The 2,690-nt window shown below is 67.6% G+C and carries 1 protein-coding gene; it reads left to right on the top strand.

Features of this window, described 5'->3' with window-relative positions:
- Window positions 1-813: 813 nt before the first annotated feature.
- A partial coding sequence (locus tag BST27_RS33335; protein ID WP_211285332.1) for a PE domain-containing protein occupies window positions 814-2,690 on the top strand: 1,877 nt, incomplete at its 3' end.

The raw sequence follows: 2,690 nt of genomic DNA, 5'->3' as shown, positions 1-2,690 counted from the left end.
CTAAACCACACAAACCCCAGACACCACGCACCCCATCGCCAAGTCCGACCGAAATCACCCTCGACGAAAAATCGAGGCTAGGGGTCCAGGCCGCAATGCGCAGCGATCGTGCCGTACCACGGGAGTCGGCTAACCCCGCTACCTCCCAACACCCCCTCTACTTCCCTGATCTCAACGCACTAAGCGATGCCCGCCGACCTCCCTAACATGCGCGTCACCCGATCGAACGAACAAAAACTGAGGGACATCGGGCGCTACGCGCCGGTGGTCCCATAACGGCAATACAGGTGGTCCGTTTAGCCTGGCAAAAATCGGGTCAACTGGGTCTCACGCTCATGGCAAGCGAGCCAGGGTCCACCCTGATGAATGTATTTCTTTTGTTCTGTGCGAAGAGACGGATGTACTTAGACCGCAAATCTTCCTCGCATGATATCTGGTACCGAGCAGGCGCAGAATGGCAAATGCTAAATTTTCTAGTGTGCTGCAAAGTACCTGTTCAGAGGCATGCAGCGCGCCAGGGCAGACTATCAGCAAAATCAAAGATGCAGACAGAACGCCGCCGCTGGCACCATCAATATATCGACGTATTCATCAGTATTATGTCAATATATAAGTGCATATTGATGCGCATATGTGTTTCCATAAATATTGTTTTCCAGAGCTATCTGGGTTCACAGAAAATCGACAAAAGCAATGGCAACTTAATGGCTGCAAAGCGCGCCATCGCGTGTATTCTTCCAATCCGTGGGTGGGACCGCCGCCCCATGCCATGGCCCTATGCAGGGCTGGCGATTGAAGATGAGGTGCAATGTCATGACTTCGCCTTTGTACATCTCACCGGCTGTGGTCCAGTGGTTGGCTGCGAATCTCGACGGCATCGCCGAGAGATTGGCCAGTGCGACGGCGGCGGCTGCAGGTCCGACCACGGCGATAGCGGCTGCGGCAGCCGACGAGGTGTCGACGGCGATAGCTCTAATGTTCTCGCATTCTGCGGAGGAGTTTCAGGCGCTGGCTGGGCAGGCAGCGGCGTTCCATGATCAGTTCACGCGAACTTTGGCGGCCAGCGCTGCCTCGTATCAGAGCACCGAGGTTGCCAATGCGGCGGCGCAGGCGTTGGGGGCGGCGAGTGATCCGGTCAATGGGCTGATCGAGCAACTTACGGGGCGTCCGTTGATCGGAGACGGTGCGGCCGGGACTTCGGGTCCGCAGGGGACGGCTGGCGGTGCCGGCGGATGGTTGTACGGCAGCGGTGGTGCCGGTGGCGACAGCACGGCGCCGGGCGCTGTCGGCGGTGCCGGCGGGTCGTCGGGGTTGATCGGTAGGGGCGGCGCCGGAGGCATCGGCGGTCCCGGTGCTGCCGGCGGCGCCGGCGGTGCTGGTGGGTGGCTGTTTGGCCATGGTGGCGCCGGCGGTGCTGGCGGAACGGCCATCGTGGGTCCCGGTGGAGCCGGTGGCGCCGGGGGTGCCGGCGGATTCTTCTTCGGCCAGGGCGGTGCTGGTGGTGCCGGCGGTGCTGGCGGAACGGGAGTAGCCGCCAATGGTGGTGCCGGTGGTGTCGGTGGTGCTGGCGGGTTCTTCATGGGCCAGGGCGGTGCTGGTGGTTCCGGCGGAGCGGGCATTGCCCCCGGTGCTAACGGTGGTGCCGGTGGTGCCGGTGGTGCCGGAGGGTTCTTCATGGGCCACGGCGGTGCCGGTGGCGCCGGCGGGGCCGGTGCCCCGGGTGCTGCGGCGGTTGGAGTAGGTAATGGTGGCGCCGGTGGCAACGGTGGGGCTGGTGGTGCGGGTGGTGCGGGTGGCTTCCTTTTGGGCCATGGCGGTGACGGTGGTGCCGGCGGGCAGGCGGGTGTCGGGGGTGAGGGCGCCGGTGGTGGTAACGGCGGTCCCGGCGGCGTAGGCGGCCTAGGCGGCCGCGGAGGTGAAGGCGGCGCGTTCTTCGGCCAGGACGGACACGACGGTCAAAACGGTCAGTCTGGTGGTGGCGGAGGTGGCGGCGGTGCCACCGGGGCGACCGGCCCGATCGGCCCGACCGGCCCGGCTGGCCCGACCGGCCCGGTTGGCCCGACCGGCCCGGCTGGCCCGACTGGGCCGATTGGCCCGACCGGCCCAGCCGGTGACACCGGGGCGACTGGTCCGGTTGGCCCGACCGGCCCGGCCGGTGACACCGGGGCGACTGGTCCGGTTGGCCCGACCGGTGACACTGGTGCGACGGGCCCGGCTGGCCCGACCGGTGACACTGGTGCGACGGGCCCGGCTGGCCCGACCGGTGACACTGGTGCGACGGGCCCGGCCGGCCCGACCGGTGACACTGGTGCGACGGGCCCGGCCGGCCCGACTGGTGACACTGGGGCGACCGGTCCGACGGGTGACACCGGTGCGACCGGCCCGACGGGTGACACCGGAGCGACCGGCCCGACCGGCGACACCGGAGCCACTGGCCCGACCGGTGACACCGGGGCGACGGGTGACACCGGAGCCACTGGCCCGACCGGTGACACCGGGGCGACGGGTGACACCGGGGCGACCGGCCCGACGGGTGACACCGGAGCGACCGGCCCGACGGGTGACACCGGAGCGACCGGCCCGACGGGTGACACCGGAGCGACCGGCCCGACCGGTGACACCGGGGCGACGGGTGACACCGGAGCCACTGGCCCGACGGGTGACACGGGGGCGACGGGTGACACCGGAGC

This window comes from Mycobacterium intermedium (assembly GCF_002086275.1).
Taxonomy (GTDB): Bacteria; Actinomycetota; Actinomycetes; order Mycobacteriales; family Mycobacteriaceae; genus Mycobacterium; species Mycobacterium intermedium.
Note: the sequence above shows the minus strand (reverse complement) of the source record. Positions and strands in the feature narration are given on the sequence as shown.